Source organism: Vibrio sp. THAF64, assembly GCF_009363455.1.
Lineage (GTDB): Bacteria > Pseudomonadota > Gammaproteobacteria > Enterobacterales > Vibrionaceae > Vibrio > Vibrio coralliilyticus.
Window position 1 is genome coordinate 486,284 of record NZ_CP045355.1, and the last position, 15,939, is coordinate 502,222.

A 15,939-nucleotide genomic window follows, 5' to 3' on the forward strand; every position below is an offset into this window, starting at 1 on the left:
TAACGCATTTATTCATTTATGTATTTGGTAGCAAAAAATGATAACGAAAGAAGCACAAATTGAACAAGCGCTCATAGATAAGCTGGGCGATCTGAAGTATTCATACCGTGAAGATATCCGAACAGATCGAGCCTTGAAGCAGAACTTTCGTGAAAAATTTGAGGCGTTAAACTTCGTCAACCTTACAGACAATGAATTTGAGCGTTTGTATCAAGACATCATTACGGCTGATGTATTTGAAGCTGCTCAAACGCTACGTGAACGTGGCTACTTTCAGCGTGAGGACGGCACACCGCTGCATTACACCTTAGTGAATATCAAAGACTGGTGTAAAAATGAGTTTGAAGTTATCAACCAATTGCGTATGAATACGGATGAGAGCAATCACCGTTACGATGTGATTTTATTGATCAATGGTGTGCCTACAGTGCAGATTGAGCTGAAGACTTACGAGATTGTGACTCGTCGAGCAATGGAACAAATCGTTGATTACAAAAACGATATTGGTAATGGCTATACCAATACGCTGATGTGCTTCATTCAGATGTTTATTGTTAGCAATGAACACCACACTTATTACTTTGCTAACAACCGTAATGAGCATTTTAGCTTCAATGCTGATGAGCGCTTTTTACCTGTTTATCAACTCGCTAATGAGAATAACCGTAAAATCTCGCACTTACATGACTTTGCCGATGCCTTCTTAGCGAAGTGTACTCTTGGTCAGATGATCAGTCGCTATATGGTACTGGTTCAATCAGAACAAAAGCTTCTGGTTATGCGTCCGTATCAAATCTATGCAGTGGAAGCTATTGTTGACTGTATCCATGAAGGGAGAGGAAATGGCTATATTTGGCATACAACAGGATCAGGTAAAACACTAACGTCGTTTAAAGCGTCAACGTTACTTAAAGATAATCCTGATATTGAAAAGTGCTTGTTCGTAGTCGACAGAAAAGACTTGGATCGTCAAACCCGAGAAGAATTTAATAAGTTTCAAGACGGTTGTGTGGAAGAGAACACCAATACAGAAACGTTAGTTCGTCGTATGTTGTCAGAAGATTATGCTGATAAAGTCATCGTTACAACGATCCAGAAACTCGGCTTAGCGCTAGATGAAAATAGCAAACGCAACCAGAGTAAACTGAAAGAGGGTAAGAAAACCTTCAAAGAGCGATTAGAGCCATTACGAGATAAGCGTATTGTTTTTATCTTTGATGAATGTCACCGTTCTCAGTTTGGTGAAAACCATAAAGCGATTAAAGAGTTTTTCCCTGAAGCACAATTGTTTGGCTTTACTGGTACTCCTATATTCGAGAAAAACTCAACGTATACTCAAATCGATGGCAATGTGGGTTCCTTTAAAACCACTGAGAGTATCTTTGAACAAGAGCTACACCACTATACGATTACTCATGCAATTGAAGACAAGAACGTTCTAAGCTTCCATATTGATTTTTTTGGCAAACATTCTGCGAGCAAACAATTAGCAGACGCTAGCAATGATGAAGCTGAAGCTACGGTGACAAGAGTTACACCTCCACCACGGGCTGTCGTTCAAGAGATATTAGAGAAGCATGATGCTGTGACGAATCACCGCCGATTCAATGCCATTTTAGCAACAGCTTCTATCAATCATGCGATTGAATACTTCGAAGAGTTTAAGAGCCAGCAAGAGCTTAAAGCGTCAGAATCTGAAGACTATATACCTTTAAATATTGCTTGTGTTTTTTCACCACCAGCGCAGCTTAGTGATAAGGAAAAAGAAGATTCAGATTTAAATACACTCGCTCGAAATGTGAAAGATATCCAGCAATTACAGGAAGATCTACCACAAGAAAAAGCCGATAACGAAGTAGAGCCTGAGCGTAAGAAGCAAGCTCTAATCGATATTATTAATAGCTACAATCATCAATACTCAACGAATCATACTATCAATGAGTTTGATCTTTATTACCAAGATGTACAGCAGCGGATTAAAGATCAGCAATACGACAATGCTGATTACCCACATAAAAACAAGATCGATATTGTCATCGTCGTTGATATGTTATTGACCGGTTTTGACTCCAAATACCTGAACACTTTATACGTGGATAAGAACCTAAAACACCATGGTCTTATTCAAGCATTTTCTCGTACTAACCGCGTATTGAATGATAGTAAGCCTTGGGGGAATATTTTAGATTTCCGAGGTCAAGAAAAAGAAGTCAATGAAGCGATTAAACTTTTCTCTGGTAAAAAAGAAGAAGGTGCTGAGCAGATTTGGTTGGTAGATCCTGCGCCTGTTATCGTTGAAAAGTATAAAGACGCAGTTGATAAGCTAGAAGCCTTTATGCAAAAGCAAGGTTTAACTTGTGAGCCTTCAGAAGTGACAAATCTTCAAGGTGATGCGCAAAGAGCTTCTTTTATCAATCACTTCAAAGAAGTACAAAAATTTAAGAACCAACTAGAGCAGTACACAGAACTGGATGACGAACAGAAAGCTCAGGTAGCAGCGACATTACCGATTGATACCTTACGTGGCTTTAAAGGAGCGTATTTAGAAACAGCCAAAGACTTGAAACGCAAGCTAGACACGAATAAAGGGGCAGGAGAGTTGCCTGAAGAGGTCGAACAGCTAGAGTTTGAGTTTGTGTTGTTTGCATCTGCTTTAATCGATTATGACTACATCATGGGATTAATTGCTAAATCGACTCAGGGGACAAGCAAGCAAAGCATGACGCGCCAGCAACTCATCGATTTAATTTGCTCGCAAGCGAATTTGATGTCTGAACGTGATGAGCTGATTGCTTATATACATAGTTTACCTTCTGGTGAAGCATTAGATGTTTCACAAATTCATGCTGGTTATCAGGCATTTAAAATGAAAAAGGCGAGTAATGAGCTCAATGATATGGCTATAAAGCACGGTTTAACCTCCGAGAGTTTACAGGCATTTGTTGGTGGAATTATGGGACGAATGATTTTCGATGGCGAGAAGCTGGGGGATCTGCTGGAACCACTAGATCTTAGCTGGAAAGAACGTACTAAGAAAGAGTTAGCATTAATGGAAGATTTGGTTCCTTACCTACATAAACTAGCCCAAGGGCGTGAGATTTCGGGGTTAGCAGCTTATGAGTAAGTTAGAGGTGGTGCCAGAGTTTAGGTTTTCTGGGTTTAACAAAGCGTGGACAAAGAAACGCTTGAAAGAAATTGGTACTTTTCTCGGGGGAGGAACACCTAGTAAGACTAATCCAGATTTTTGGACGGGACTTATACCATGGGTATCAAGTTCAGATATAACTGATGATTCAATACATCAAATAAAAGTAACAAGATTTATTACTGAAGATGCAATAGCTAAATCAGCAACAAAACTAGTACCAGAAAACACGATACTTTTAGTTTCAAGAGTTGGTGTGGGGAAGTTGGCAGTCACAACTAAAAACTTATGCACTAGTCAGGACTTTGCTAACTTTACTCCCAGTGAAGGTGATGCTTACTTTTTAGCTTATTACTTAAAAAGTAAAAGCACTGAATTTTTAAAGTTTAATCAAGGTATGGCGATTCAAGGGTTTACAAAAGATGATATATCAAACTTTGTACTTTATATTCCTCAGGATCTTGAAGAACAACAAAAAGTAGTTGATTGTCTTTCTTCTATGGATGATTTGATTACAACAAATACTAAAAAATTGGAATCGTTAAAATTACATAAAAAAGGTTTGATGCAAAAACTATTTCCAGAACAAGGGAAAAGTATACCTGAGTTTGGTTTTGCTTGTAATGTCAAATGGATTAAAAAAACATTTGAAGAGGTTTATTCTTTAAAAACTACAAATTCATTATCTAGAGATAAGCTTAATTACGATGATGGCATAGTTAAAAATATTCATTACGGAGATATCCATATTAAGTTCTCAACACTGTTTGATATAACGAAAGAACATGTTCCATTTATTAGTGAAGAAATATCTCTGGATAAAATTAAACAAGAGTCTTATTGTCAAGAAGGTGATATGGTTTTTGCAGATGCTTCAGAAGATATAGATGATGTTGGTAAAAGTATTGAATTAATTAATATAAATGGAGAAAAGTTGCTTTCTGGACTTCATACAATATTAGCGAGACAAAAAGAAAATTATTTAGTTAAAGGTTTTGGTGGATATCTTTTTAAGTCAGAAGTAATGAGAAAGAAAATTCAGAAAGAATCTCAAGGAGCTAAAGTTCTTGGTATATCATCAGGTCGCATCTCCAAGATTGATGTTATTTACCCAATAGAACAAAGTGAGCAACAAAGAATTGTCGATTGTTTATCGTCTTTAGATAAATTGATAGATGCTCAAACAAAAAAAATTGAAGTATTGAAAAAATATAAAAAAGGCTTAATGCAGAAATTATTCCCAGAAATTAAGGAATCTATTGCATGAGTGAACTGATTTATTCTGATCTTGGCAAGGTGTCTGGAAAGTTTAGAGATGTATTTGAAAATGGTGTTCCTCGAGGAAAAAAAACTCAAACAGTAAATCAGATACTAGTCTTTGCTTACAATGGTACTGGTAAAACTCGCTTATCGATGGTATTTAAAGAGTTAGGTAAAGAAGTTATTTCGCGTCCTGCTAATGTCACGGACGATGTCGAAACACCATTAGATGTTGAGGAAACAACAAGAGATACTCTTTATTTTAACGCTTTTACGGAAGATTTGTTTTCTTGGGATAACGATCTAGATAATGATCAACAACGAGTACTAAAGATTAATCAAGACTCTCACTTTTTTGATGGTTTGCAAGAACTTGAGATGGAGAATCGTATTCGTCCTTTATTACAACGCTATGCTGATTTTGATTTTCAAATTGATTACAAGAAATGGACGGTTAATTTTAAACGAGAGATTCAAAATGACGATGATTCACATGAGATTGTTGAACACATTAAAGTTTCTCGTGGTGAAGAAAATATTTTTGTTTGGTGTTTCTTTTTGGCAGTCGCTCAATTAGCTATTGATGGACAAGAAGCTTATAGCTGGGTGAAGTATTTATATATTGATGATCCTATTTCTTCGTTGGATGATCATAATGCTATTTCGGTTGCGAGTCATCTTGCTCAATTGTTAAAAACAGGTAATGGTTCAATTAAGACTGTTATTTCATCACATCATGCACTATTTTTTAATGTGATGTGGAATGAGCTGAATGATAAAGGAAAACTACAGCCGTATTTTCTAAAGCACGATAAAGATAATAAAAAATATTCTTTAAAATATACTAGAGATACGCCATTTTTCCATCATGTAGCATTGTTAGAGCAACTTCACCAAGCTTCTGAGTCTGGAAGTTTGTTTACCTATCATTTTACGATATTACGAAGCATATTGGAAAAGACTGCTACATTTCATGGGTTTAATAATTTTTCTGCTTGTATTAAAAAACAAGCTAACGACCCTGAAGGAATATTGCATGCTAGGTTGGTTAATATTTTAAGTCATGGAAATTATTCTCTATTTGAGCCAATGGAAATGACAGAAGAAAATAAAGGCCATTTCAGGAATATTTTAAGCGATTTTATGGAAAATTATCGGTTTAACCCAGATCTGTTTCCTGATTTAGCAGAGCAAAAAACAGTAACAGAGCAATAACTAGAGATATATTAAGATGACTCAAGAGCAATTAAACAAATTAGGTAAAACTCTGTGGGATATTGCGGACACTTTGCGTGGTGCAATGAATGCCGATGACTTCCGTGACTACATGCTGTCTTTTCTATTTTTACGTTACTTATCTGATAACTTTGAAGCCGCAGCTAAGAAAGAGTTAGGAAAAGACTACCTTGATTTGCCTAAAGATGTACTTAGGGATCTAAAAATGTCTAACCCGCTGGAAGTGTGGTATGACGAAAACCCTGATGACATCTCGTTTTTTGAAACGCAAATGCGCCGTAAATTGCATTACATCATTAAGCCGGAGCATTTATGGTCAAGTATCGCTGAAATGGCGAGGGTTCAAGATGATGAGTTGCTCAAAACGTTAGAAGAAGGGTTTAAGTACATTGAAAATGAAAGCTTTAATAGTAGCTTTCAAGGCTTGTTCTCTGAGATCAACTTAAACTCAGAAAAGTTAGGCAAAAAGCCATCAGATCGTAATGCAAAGCTATGTACTATTATCCAAAAGGTTTCAGAAGGGATTGCTCAGTTCTCTACTGATACTGATATTTTAGGGGATGCTTACGAATACCTTATTGGCGAGTTTGCTGCCAACGGTGGTAAGAAAGCAGGGGAATTTTATACCCCGCAACCAATTTCAACCATCCTCTCGGAAATTGTCACATTAGACAGCCAAGAACCAAAGATGGGTAAAAAGAAGAATTTGAACCGAGTATTGGACTTTACTTGTGGTTCAGGTTCTTTGCTATTGAATGTGCGTAAACATATCACGTCTGCTGGTGGCAGCATCGGTAAGATTTACGGACAAGAAAAAAATATCACTACCTATAACTTAGCTCGCATGAACATGTTGCTTCATGGAGTAAAGGATACAGAATTTGATATTTTTCATGGTGATACGTTATTCAATGATTGGGACGTGCTTAATGAAAAGAACCCTGCTAAAAAGCTTAAGTTCGATGCTGTAGTTGCTAACCCACCATTTAGTTATCGATGGGAATCAGATAGAGCCGAGTTTAAGGAAGATTTTCGTTTCAAAAATCACGGTATAGCTCCTAAATCTGCTGCTGATTTCGCTTTTCTTTTACATGGTTTCCACTTTTTAAGTGATGAAGGCACGATGGCTATTATCTTGCCTCATGGTGTCTTGTTTAGAGGCGGGGCTGAGCAACGCATACGCAGTAAGCTATTAAAAGATGGGCACATTGACACTGTTATTGGTCTACCTTCGAATCTGTTCTTCTCAACAGGTATCCCTGTTTGCATTTTAGTGCTCAAAAAATGTAAGAAGTATGATGATGTTTTGTTTATCAACGCTAGTGATGAAGAGAACTTCGAAAAAGGTAAACGCCAGAATAAACTCCGCCCAGAAGACATTCAAAAGATAGTCGATACGTATAGATTTAGAGAGCAAGAGGAACGCTATTCTCGTCGAGTCTCAATGGAAGAGATCGAGAAGAATGATTTTAACTTGAATATCTCGCGATACGTAAGTACGGCCAAAGCTGAACCTAAGGTGGATTTACAAGCAGAGCATCAGAAGCTGGTAAACATTGAGAAAGATATCAATGAGGCTTTGGACAAACATAACAGCTTCCTCAAAGAACTAGGTTTGTCTCCGTTGCCGAGATAGCGATAGTGTTTGAATGGGTTAGGCTGCATACGCATTAGATTGATGTAGCCATTCTCTACTAGCAAATATAGAGGCTTCGAATAAACACCTTTTAGGTGTACATGGGCTGATTGGCGGTAACTTAAAGTAAAGGCGGTTTTTGCCTCTGTGTACAACGAACTTCACACAATTGAATTTCTAACCAAAAATAATACCTCATCAAATAGTGAGGGTTACTTAAGTATGAATGACTTTTTGTTTATGTAACCCTTTTTGTAGCCCCTTGTACTTCTGTGTTGAAATAAATCATTTAAAATCAATGTTATAATTAAAATGATTTAGTCCGCCCACCGTACCATATTTAAACAACAAAGCCTCGACGAAAGTCGGGGCTTTGTTGTTTCTGGTGTTTATGGTTTCTATTCCAGTAACAACGCGGAGGAGGCAGTCGTCTCGTAGCGTTTCCTTCTTGTATTCGTGCATTTTTACCGTCCCATTTATTTTGTTAGTGCTTTCAGTTGTACCCATAAATATCAAAAATCTTTAATTTTTTCTGCTAGTTAAGCAATTGTTGTCTATCTTTTAGAGAGGAATACTATCTGAAAGGACCCAAACTAATGTATCAACTCACCCCCTATTTATTTTTCGCCGGACGTTGTGATGAAGCTCTGGAGTTTTATTGCAAAGCTTTTGGCGGGGTTGTTGTCACCAAGCAGTATTTTAAGGACGCACCGCAACAAATAGAGGGCGCTGATCCTGATTGGATTATGCATGCAGAATGTGAAGCGTTTGGGATGAAGTTGATGCTTTCAGATGGTTTAGTGGCAAAAGAGCGCTCTGGGAATCATATGGCATTATCTTTGGTATTGGACGATCTCGATGAACAGGCCAGAGTGTTCGATAAGCTATCACACGGTGGTCATATCATGATGCCTCTTGCTGACACTTTTTGGGGAGGACGCTTTGGCAAAGTTGAAGACCAGTTTGGTATTCGTTGGATGCTGCATTGCGATCTGGTTAAATGACATGCAAAGTTTAAGCGGATCACACGCGTACCTCACTAAAGCTTACGAGTGATGAATTCAGGTTTTGAATCATCTAAAATTATAAATTGGTTAATAAAGATTAAGTTGTATATAGATCGTGGCTAGTATCAAAATTACAGTAGACAGACTTCAGCCAGGGTTGCATATCCGACTCCCGGTCAAATGGAATGAGCACCCGTTTTTGTTTAATAGCTTTAAGATTAAAGACGAGGAACAGATCCGTCTGATTCGTCACTTAGGCATTAAGCATGTCTTTATGAATCCGAATCAAAGTGATACTCAACCTCTTCCCCCTTCGACTGAGACTGAGAAAAAGGATGATACCTCTGCAGAGGAGATCGATCTTGAAGCGCAGAAATTATGGAAAGAGAAGCAAGATCGGATTGAAAAGCTCAGTGCGTATCGGCGTAGAGTGATTAATTGCGAAAAAGAGTTTGAGCGCTCACTATCGAGAATGCGGGCGGTCATGAATAAAATTCGCAACCGACCAGAACAGGCTGTGGATGAAGCTGCGCAGTTGGTTGATGATATCGTTGATAAGCTGCTTAGTGATGATCATGTCACTTTACACTTGATGAACGGTAAAAGTGAATTTGAAGATATTTATTTCCATTGCCTCAATGTTTCTGTCATCGCCATGATGATAGCCCAAGCTAAGAAGCTTGAAGCGCAGAAAATTAAAGAAGTCGCTTTTGCTGCTCTTTTCCACGATATGGGAAAAGTCAAAGTCCCCTCTGCAATTGTACGTAAGCAGACCCCTTTAAGTGAACCAGAAAAGAACTATCTTAAACTGCATACTAAATATGGTTTGGATATCGCGAATAATATGGAGAGTTTTCCTGAAAGTGCGCGAACGGTCATCGCCCAGCACCATGAATTGAATGATGGCTCGGGTTATCCAGAAGGCTTGAAAGGGGAGCAAATCGATGAGCTGACGCAAATTATCTCGGTAGCTAATGCTTACGATAATCTGTGCCACAGCAACGTTCCTTCAGAGCAAAAGATACCCTATGTGGCACTTTCTCATTTATATAAGAACTGTAAGAACCTATACAACAACGAAAACCTAAATATCCTAATTAAGTTCATGGGTATCTACCCTCCGGGGACGGTGGTGCAACTGTCCAACGATATGGTGGGGTTAGTGATATCGGTGAATGCACGTAACATTCTTTTCCCAAACGTCCTTATTTATGATCCTTCCGTTCCGAGAACGCAAGCCCCCATCATCGATTTGGCAGAGAAAGAGATAAAGATAGTCAATGCTATTTTGCCAAATAAACTGCCAGATAAAGTTCGTGAGTATTTAAATCCTCGCTCAAGGATCTCTTATTTCTTCGATACTGATGACTAGTTATCCACAGTCTTCTGTGGGTATATTGCCAATAAGGTGATGATAAATTGGTACTAAATAAGCGCTTGAATGATTAATAGTCATTCAAGCGTTTTTTTATCTAAAAAACGATTTTTGTGCTTGCCTTCTTTCCTCGCCTATCTATAATGCGCACCCACTGACACGGCAGACACCACAAGGCTTCAGCAGTGTTAGAGAGGTGAAAAGCTTCTGAGAAAATAAGTTTGAAAAAGTGTTTGACTCTTCAAATTATCTCGCTAGAATGCACCTCCGCTTTGAGAGAAAGTTTCTTGAAAAGCACAGCTCTTTAACAATATAAACCTATCAATCTGTGTGGGCACTCGTTGATGATAATCCAATTAGAAGCTTAGGCTTCAAATTAGGTTTCAATGAAACGAAGTGACCATTGAATCTTCGGATTCAGCACAGTCAATTCAAACATTACTTATGTAATGTTCAGTATTCATTGAGCCGAACAAAATCTTAAATTGAAGAGTTTGATCATGGCTCAGATTGAACGCTGGCGGCAGGCCTAACACATGCAAGTCGAGCGGAAACGAGTTATCTGAACCTTCGGGGAACGATAACGGCGTCGAGCGGCGGACGGGTGAGTAATGCCTGGGAAATTGCCCTGATGTGGGGGATAACCATTGGAAACGATGGCTAATACCGCATAATAGCTTCGGCTCAAAGAGGGGGACCTTCGGGCCTCTCGCGTCAGGATATGCCCAGGCGGGATTAGCTAGTTGGTGAGGTAATGGCTCACCAAGGCGACGATCCCTAGCTGGTCTGAGAGGATGATCAGCCACACTGGAACTGAGACACGGTCCAGACTCCTACGGGAGGCAGCAGTGGGGAATATTGCACAATGGGCGCAAGCCTGATGCAGCCATGCCGCGTGTATGAAGAAGGCCTTCGGGTTGTAAAGTACTTTCAGCAGTGAGGAAGGTGGATGTGTTAATAGCGCATTCATTTGACGTTAGCTGCAGAAGAAGCACCGGCTAACTCCGTGCCAGCAGCCGCGGTAATACGGAGGGTGCGAGCGTTAATCGGAATTACTGGGCGTAAAGCGCATGCAGGTGGTTTGTTAAGTCAGATGTGAAAGCCCGGGGCTCAACCTCGGAATTGCATTTGAAACTGGCAGACTAGAGTACTGTAGAGGGGGGTAGAATTTCAGGTGTAGCGGTGAAATGCGTAGAGATCTGAAGGAATACCGGTGGCGAAGGCGGCCCCCTGGACAGATACTGACACTCAGATGCGAAAGCGTGGGGAGCAAACAGGATTAGATACCCTGGTAGTCCACGCCGTAAACGATGTCTACTTGGAGGTTGTGGCCTTGAGCCGTGGCTTTCGGAGCTAACGCGTTAAGTAGACCGCCTGGGGAGTACGGTCGCAAGATTAAAACTCAAATGAATTGACGGGGGCCCGCACAAGCGGTGGAGCATGTGGTTTAATTCGATGCAACGCGAAGAACCTTACCTACTCTTGACATCCTCAGAAGAGACTGGAGACAGTCTTGTGCCTTCGGGAACTGAGAGACAGGTGCTGCATGGCTGTCGTCAGCTCGTGTTGTGAAATGTTGGGTTAAGTCCCGCAACGAGCGCAACCCTTATCCTTGTTTGCCAGCGAGTCATGTCGGGAACTCCAGGGAGACTGCCGGTGATAAACCGGAGGAAGGTGGGGACGACGTCAAGTCATCATGGCCCTTACGAGTAGGGCTACACACGTGCTACAATGGCGCATACAGAGGGCGGCCAACTTGCGAAAGTGAGCGAATCCCAAAAAGTGCGTCGTAGTCCGGATTGGAGTCTGCAACTCGACTCCATGAAGTCGGAATCGCTAGTAATCGTAGATCAGAATGCTACGGTGAATACGTTCCCGGGCCTTGTACACACCGCCCGTCACACCATGGGAGTGGGCTGCAAAAGAAGTGGGTAGTTTAACCTTCGGGGGGACGCTCACCACTTTGTGGTTCATGACTGGGGTGAAGTCGTAACAAGGTAGCGCTAGGGGAACCTGGCGCTGGATCACCTCCTTATACGATGATTACTCACGATGAGTGTCCACACAGATTGATGGTTTATGTAGTTTAAGAGACGATACTGGGTCTGTAGCTCAGGTGGTTAGAGCGTTCGCCTGATAAGCGAGAGGTCGGTGGTTCAAGTCCACTCAGACCCACCAATCTTCCTCCCAGGAGATTGGCAACAGTATCGACACCTTGATGGGGCTATAGCTCAGCTGGGAGAGCGCCTGCCTTGCACGCAGGAGGTCAGCAGTTCGATCCTGCTTAGCTCCACCATCTTTAAGTGTTCTTGAAAAAGAATCTTTAAAAATGGTTCATTTATGAATCTAGCTCTTTAACAATTTGGAAAGCTGACGAATAACAACAATCCCCATCTCTATGAGATGCGTTGTTATTCATTGAAAAGTTCTCAAATCCTAATGACTTGTTCATTAGGTACCAACACACATTCAAGTGTTCTTGGAAACATCCTTGTGATGTTTAATATTTGAGTCCGGCAAAATCGAGTCTGCATCATGTTTAAATAATGGCAGACAACTTTGGTTGTTTGATTGTAAGACCCTTTGGGGTTGTATGGTTAAGTGACTAAGCGTACACGGTGGATGCCTTGGCAGTCAGAGGCGATGAAGGACGTATTAACTTGCGATAAGCCCAGATTAGACAGTAAAAGTCATTTGAGTCTGGGATTTCCGAATGGGGAAACCCACCTGCATAAGCAGGTATCATTATCTGAATACATAGGGTAATGAGGCGAACCGGGGGAACTGAAACATCTAAGTACCCCGAGGAAAAGAAATCAACCGAGATTCCGAAAGTAGCGGCGAGCGAAATTGGACTAGCCCTTAAGCCTTTAATGCGTCAGGTGAAAGTTCTGGAAAGTTCTGCGATACAGGGTGATAGCCCCGTAACCGACAGCGCATTTTAGGTGAAATCGAGTAGGGCGGGACACGTGATATCCTGTCTGAATATGGGGGGACCATCCTCCAAGGCTAAATACTACTGACTGACCGATAGTGAACCAGTACCGTGAGGGAAAGGCGAAAAGAACCCCTGTGAGGGGAGTGAAATAGAACCTGAAACCGTGTACGTACAAGCAGTAGGAGCACCTTCGTGGTGTGACTGCGTACCTTTTGTATAATGGGTCAGCGACTTATATTCAGTAGCAAGGTTAACCATCTAGGGGAGCCGTAGAGAAATCGAGTCTTAACTGGGCGTCGAGTTGCTGGATATAGACCCGAAACCAGGTGATCTAGCCATGGGCAGGTTGAAGGTTGAGTAACATCAACTGGAGGACCGAACCGACTAATGTTGAAAAATTAGCGGATGACTTGTGGCTAGGGGTGAAAGGCCAATCAAACCTGGAGATAGCTGGTTCTCCCCGAAATCTATTTAGGTAGAGCCTCGGACGAATACTACTGGGGGTAGAGCACTGTTAAGGCTAGGGGGTCATCCCGACTTACCAACCCTTTGCAAACTCCGAATACCAGTAAGTACTATCCGGGAGACACACGGCGGGTGCTAACGTCCGTCGTGGAGAGGGAAACAACCCAGACCGCCAGCTAAGGTCCCAAATTACAGCTAAGTGGGAAACGATGTGGGAAGGCTTAGACAGCTAGGATGTTGGCTTAGAAGCAGCCATCATTTAAAGAAAGCGTAATAGCTCACTAGTCGAGTCGGCCTGCGCGGAAGATGTAACGGGGCTAAGCTGTAAACCGAAGCTGCGGCAATGCATTTTATGTATTGGGTAGGGGAGCGTTCTGTAAGCCGTTGAAGGTGAGCTGTAAAGCTTGCTGGAGGTATCAGAAGTGCGAATGCTGACATGAGTAACGATAAAGGGGGTGAAAAACCTCCTCGCCGGAAGACCAAGGGTTCCTGTCCAACGTTAATCGGGGCAGGGTAAGTCGACCCCTAAGGCGAGGCCGAAAGGCGTAGTCGATGGGAAACGGGTTAATATTCCCGTACTTCTTACAATTGCGATGGGGGGACGGAGAAGGCTAGGTGGGCCTGGCGACGGTTGTCCAGGTTCAAGTGCGTAGGCTTGAGAGTTAGGTAAATCCGGCTCTCTCTAAGGCTGAGACACGACGTCGAGCACCTACGGGTGTGAAGTCATTGATGCCATGCTTCCAGGAAAAGCCTCTAAGCTTCAGATTGTAAGGAATCGTACCCCAAACCGACACAGGTGGTCGGGTAGAGAATACCAAGGCGCTTGAGAGAACTCGGGTGAAGGAACTAGGCAAAATGGTACCGTAACTTCGGGAGAAGGTACGCTCCTGTCGGTGAAGTCCCTTGCGGATGGAGCTAACGGGAGTCGCAGATACCAGGTGGCTGCAACTGTTTATTAAAAACACAGCACTGTGCAAAATCGTAAGATGACGTATACGGTGTGACGCCTGCCCGGTGCCGGAAGGTTAATTGATGGGGTTAGACGTAAGTCGAAGCTCTTGATCGAAGCCCCGGTAAACGGCGGCCGTAACTATAACGGTCCTAAGGTAGCGAAATTCCTTGTCGGGTAAGTTCCGACCTGCACGAATGGCGTAATGATGGCCACGCTGTCTCCACCCGAGACTCAGTGAAATTGAAATCGCTGTGAAGATGCAGTGTACCCGCGGCTAGACGGAAAGACCCCGTGAACCTTTACTACAGCTTGGCACTGAACATTGACCCTACATGTGTAGGATAGGTGGGAGGCTTTGAAACCGGTACGCCAGTATCGGTGGAGCCGTCCTTGAAATACCACCCTTGTAGTGTTGATGTTCTAACTTAGACCCGTCATCCGGGTTGAGGACAGTGCCTGGTGGGTAGTTTGACTGGGGCGGTCTCCTCCCAAAGAGTAACGGAGGAGCACGAAGGTGGGCTAATCACGGTTGGACATCGTGAGGTTAGTGCAATGGCATAAGCCCGCTTGACTGCGAGAATGACAATTCGAGCAGGTGCGAAAGCAGGTCATAGTGATCCGGTGGTTCTGTATGGAAGGGCCATCGCTCAACGGATAAAAGGTACTCCGGGGATAACAGGCTGATACCGCCCAAGAGTTCATATCGACGGCGGTGTTTGGCACCTCGATGTCGGCTCATCACATCCTGGGGCTGAAGTCGGTCCCAAGGGTATGGCTGTTCGCCATTTAAAGTGGTACGCGAGCTGGGTTTAGAACGTCGTGAGACAGTTCGGTCCCTATCTGCCGTGGGCGTTGGAAGATTGAAGGGGGCTGCTCCTAGTACGAGAGGACCGGAGTGGACGAACCTCTGGTGTTCGGGTTGTCATGCCAATGGCATTGCCCGGTAGCTAAGTTCGGAATCGATAACCGCTGAAAGCATCTAAGCGGGAAGCGAGCCCTGAGATGAGTCTTCCCTGACCCCTTGAGGGTCCTAAAGGGTTGTTCGAGACTAGAACGTTGATAGGCAGGGTGTGTAAGCGTTGTGAGGCGTTGAGCTAACCTGTACTAATTGCCCGTGAGGCTTAACCATACAACACCCAAAGGGTTTTGATGGACTCAAAGCAAGAACTTTGAATGTGTAAATACAGAACTTAAAAACAGCTTTCCGAATTATTCGATTTGCAAGCAAATCTCACCCTAAAGGGCCGCACTAAAGTGCGTTTGAATTTGCGAGCAAATTGATAAAGAATTTGCTTGGCGACCATAGCGTTGTGGACCCACCTGATTCCATGCCGAACTCAGAAGTGAAACGCAATAGCGCCGATGGTAGTGTGGGGCTTCCCCATGTGAGAGTAGGACATCGCCAGGCTTTAAATACCTTGTTTGAGATAAATATCTTGAGCAAAATTATGCTGATATAGCTCAGGTGGTAGAGCGCATCCTTGGTAAGGATGAGGTCCCCAGTTCGAGTCTGGGTATCAGCACCAGCAAAGAATTTTGCTTGGCAACCATAGCGCTTTGGACCCACCTGATTCCATGCCGAACTCAGAAGTGAAACGAAGTAGCGCCGATGGTAGTGTGGGGCTTCCCCATGTGAGAGTAGGACATTGCCAGGTTCTTATTTAGACTCCAGAGTCTAACCATTGCGGAGCGGTAGTTCAGTTGGTTAGAATACCGGCCTGTCACGCCGGGGGTCGCGGGTTCGAGTCCCGTCCGCTCCGCCACTTATTTAGATAAAGCCCTAGCAGTTATGTTAGGGCTTTTTCGCATCTGCAGTATGATTTTAGGCCTGTAACTAACAAGTTCCGTTTGAGCGCAAACTAGGACTAGGCATTCCCACTGTCAGCCACTTATTGAGAAACCCAGTCTAAGGACTGGGTTTTGTG

General features: G+C 42.6%; 6 protein-coding genes, 4 tRNA genes and 4 rRNA genes. All 14 read left to right on the forward strand.

All coding sequences use genetic code 11. The features are described 5' to 3' along the window. Positions 1-37: 37 nt before the first annotated feature. Complete coding sequence (locus tag FIU99_RS02310; protein WP_152471984.1) at positions 38-3,124, forward strand: type I restriction endonuclease subunit R; 3,087 nt, start codon at positions 38-40, stop codon at positions 3,122-3,124. Further along, entirely contained in the window at positions 3,117-4,412 is a 1,296-nt protein-coding gene (locus tag FIU99_RS02315; protein ID WP_152471985.1) for a restriction endonuclease subunit S, read from the forward strand. The genes FIU99_RS02310 and FIU99_RS02315 overlap by 8 nt, the downstream gene beginning before the upstream one ends. Beyond that, positions 4,409-5,620, forward strand: coding sequence for an AAA family ATPase (locus tag FIU99_RS02320; protein ID WP_152471986.1), 1,212 nt, complete (start codon positions 4,409-4,411; stop codon positions 5,618-5,620). Before FIU99_RS02315 ends, FIU99_RS02320 begins: the two co-directional genes overlap by 4 nt. Before the next feature lie 16 nt (positions 5,621-5,636). Continuing rightward, positions 5,637-7,277, forward strand: coding sequence for a type I restriction-modification system subunit M (locus tag FIU99_RS02325; protein ID WP_152471987.1), 1,641 nt, complete (start codon positions 5,637-5,639; stop codon positions 7,275-7,277). Positions 7,278-7,873: 596 nt separating this feature from the next. Further along, on the forward strand, positions 7,874-8,281 hold the full coding sequence (locus tag FIU99_RS02330) for a VOC family protein (protein ID WP_006957092.1): 408 nt from the start codon (positions 7,874-7,876) through the stop codon (positions 8,279-8,281). A gap of 118 nt (positions 8,282-8,399) precedes the next feature. Next, positions 8,400-9,656 (forward strand): HD-GYP domain-containing protein, encoded by a 1,257-nt coding sequence (locus FIU99_RS02335; RefSeq protein ID WP_029236357.1) that lies wholly within the window; start codon positions 8,400-8,402, stop codon positions 9,654-9,656. Positions 9,657-10,141: 485 nt separating this feature from the next. Next, positions 10,142-11,694, forward strand: a 16S ribosomal RNA gene (locus FIU99_RS02345). 66 nt (positions 11,695-11,760) lie between these two features. Then, positions 11,761-11,837, forward strand: a tRNA-Ile gene (locus FIU99_RS02350). Between the two features lie 42 nt (positions 11,838-11,879). Further along, positions 11,880-11,955, forward strand: a tRNA-Ala gene (locus FIU99_RS02355). Between the two features lie 299 nt (positions 11,956-12,254). Further along, positions 12,255-15,143 (forward strand): 23S ribosomal RNA (locus FIU99_RS02360). Between the two features lie 163 nt (positions 15,144-15,306). Further along, positions 15,307-15,422: ribosomal RNA gene (gene rrf / locus FIU99_RS02365) — 5S ribosomal RNA — on the forward strand. 42 nt (positions 15,423-15,464) lie between these two features. Continuing rightward, positions 15,465-15,540: transfer RNA gene (locus FIU99_RS02370), tRNA-Thr, on the forward strand. A 13-nt stretch (positions 15,541-15,553) separates the two neighbouring features. Then, positions 15,554-15,669, forward strand: a 5S ribosomal RNA gene (gene rrf / locus FIU99_RS02375). Together the 16S, 23S and 5S rRNA genes with 4 tRNA genes alongside form the textbook arrangement of a ribosomal RNA operon. A 31-nt stretch (positions 15,670-15,700) precedes the next feature. Further along, positions 15,701-15,777: transfer RNA gene (locus FIU99_RS02380), tRNA-Asp, on the forward strand. Positions 15,778-15,939: the final 162 nt, after the last annotated feature.